This window comes from Thermogladius sp. (genome assembly GCF_049970955.1).
In the GTDB taxonomy this organism is placed as follows: Archaea; Thermoproteota; Thermoprotei_A; order Sulfolobales; family Desulfurococcaceae; genus Thermogladius.
Genome location: NZ_JBMFLY010000108.1, coordinates 1 through 2349, shown reverse-complemented (window position 1 = coordinate 2349; position 2349 = coordinate 1). Strand labels below are relative to the sequence as shown.

The following is a 2349-nucleotide window of genomic DNA, read 5'->3' as shown; positions in this document are numbered from 1 at the left end:
TGTCCACCAAGTAGACCTCTACCGGGTCGCTCGGCTCGCGCAGCCTGAGCTCCGGGGGCCACTGGGTCAGGGAGTCCTCCCTGGCCTCCACCCTGTAGACCCTGCCCCCCACCCTGAGGGCCAGGGAGCCGCACCAGTACGCCAGGTTGAGGAAGAGGTTGTAGAGGTCCTCCACGCACACCGGCGAGCCGTGCTCGGGCTCCCTTGGCACCTCGAGTAGTATGGAGTCCCCCCTCAAGACGTTGTTGGCGAGCTGGTGCAGCCTCTGGTCGGCGGTGAGGAAGCAGACCTTCCTCCTCGTGTCGGCGAGCCCCTTGAGGGCGTCTAGTATCGCCTTGTCCCCCCTGGCCTCCCGGACGCCCGACGGCACCACCTTGTTGAGGGCCTCCGCCCTCTTGAGGGCCAGCGTCATCATCTTGCTCTTGGTCGTCAACTTGTCCCCGACGACGTGGTGTACTATGTCGCCCCAGACGGGGGCGACCACCTCGACGTGGTTGTAGTTCCTCCTCAGCTCGTCGAAGAACCTCCCGTGTACGAGTATGTTGGTGTCCGGGACGACGACGCCCCCCTCCGCGAAGCACCTCTCTATCCTCTCGCGGACCCGCTCGTGGCTCTCCAGCACCAGCAGGCTTGTGACGGCCTCTCTGAAGGCCTCGACGTCCCCCCTCCCCGCCTCGTGGTAGTTCTCGAGAGTCAGCGCCGCCTCCGCGAACCTGAACCTCGCGAAGCCCCCGCACGCCTCGACCTCGAAGTACTCCGCGCCTGACAGGCTGTAGAGGTTGACCAGCGCGTGAAGCGTCTCGGGGACGACCCTGAGGGGCTGCGGGGGCCTCAGGTGCTTGTAGGCCTCGCGGGCCCTGCCGACGTCCACCCCGACCTCGCGCAGCTCCGGGTGGAACTCTATGAACTTGAAGGCCCACCTGGGCATGTAGCCGAAGAACCTGTAGCCGTACCTCGCCTCGTCCCTCACGAGGAGGTACCTGGCCCGGCAGCCTGCCGCCTTCAGGCACTTCTGGAGGAGGATCAGCGCGTAGATCTTCCGGCCGGGGGTTATGTCGAGGACCACGCCGTCCGGCAGTTCGAGGGACGCCCAGGCCCTCAGGTCGTCGCCCAGGACCTCGACTCTGAGGCCCGCCCCCACCGCCTCCGCGAGCTCCCGCAGCCGCCGCTGCTCCGCGTCGCCCACCTGCGCCTCCGAGACGACCACCACCTCCTCGAAGCGCTCGCCGGTGAGGAGCTCGTAGCCCAGCGAGCCCGCCAGGACCTGCAACCTGGGCGAGTACTGTAGGACCAGCCTCATCCGGCTGTACCGTGTCTAGACTTCTCCCCCTGGCCTGATAAGCCTTCCGGGCCCGGCCCGAGCCCTACTGGGGCCCGCCCGCGGCCGCCCTGGGCGCGCCCCTCTCCGCGCCCAGCTCCGCCGGCTCGAGGAAGACGTGCCCGAGCCCCGCCGCCCTCCCCGTCCCCGTCCCCAGCGCTACAGCCGCCGCGAGCACGCCCTCGATGGCCTCCCTCAGCCCCAGCCTCTTGCTGTACTCCTCGTAGTAGTAGTCGTTCACCGCGTACTTCGCGTAGCCTATCAGCCCCGGCTCGGGCCGCTTCTCGTAGACGAACCATGTCAGCCTGACCGTCTTGAGAGCGGTGTAGGTCTCGTTGAAGACCCTGTCCAGGACCCTGAGGAGCTTGAGGAACCTGCCCCGCTTGAACCCCCACCTCTGGTAGACGTAGATGTAGGCGGGGGTGGAGAAGACGTTGAGGGGCGACGGCAGGAAGGACTTGTGCCTCCCCCTCCTGAACGGGTCCCTGAGCTGCGTGGGGCTGGAGAACACCACCTTGAGCCCTCCCCTGGAGGCGGCCTCGTCCAGCAGCCTCGAGGCCAGGGAGTGGGGGTCTATGTACTCGACCTGCCTCACCGAGACCCTGACCTTCTGCTTCATGAACTCCAAGTACCCGTCCAGGCTCGCCAGCCCCGACAGCACCCTGCCGGGGTCCAACAGGCTTGTCGAGAGGCCCAGGTAGAAGGTGTACAAGCCCTCGAGGAAGACGGGCCTCGGGACCCCGCCGTCGCACCTGGCCAGTCGGCCCCCCTTACACGAGAGCCTGGTGTAGACGGCCTCGACCCTGCCGCCGGACTCCCTGTAGAGGGGGGAGACGTGGACGAGCTTGGGGGGAGAGCCCGAGGAGGGCTGGAAGTGCGGCGCGAGCTCCGGCACCGCCGTGATGACGAGGGTCTTCGACAGCTTGCCCGTGTAGACGAAGCCCCTGAACCCGTCGAGGTAGGCGGTGACCTTGAAGAGCGCCAGCTTCGACTCTCCAGCCGACATGGAGACCAGCGGCTAAACTCTATTG

General features: G+C 67.2%; 2 protein-coding genes. Both read right to left on the bottom strand.

The window, feature by feature from the left end; all coding sequences use genetic code 11:
* A partial coding sequence (locus tag ACP5VX_RS07095) for a hypothetical protein (protein WP_428725179.1) occupies positions 1-1300 on the bottom strand: 1300 nt, incomplete at its 3' end.
* Positions 1301-1364: 64 nt separating this feature from the next.
* Complete coding sequence (gene cas6 / locus ACP5VX_RS07090) at positions 1365-2324, bottom strand: CRISPR system precrRNA processing endoribonuclease RAMP protein Cas6 (protein ID WP_428725178.1); 960 nt, start codon at positions 2322-2324, stop codon at positions 1365-1367.
* Positions 2325-2349 lie beyond the last annotated feature (25 nt).

What these genes read in the sequence shown, in the direction of transcription:
- cas6 (WP_428725178.1), bottom strand. Translation starts at nt 2,324, where the DNA reads ATGTCGGCTGGAGAGTCGAAGCTGGCGCTCTTCAAGGTCACCGCCTAC.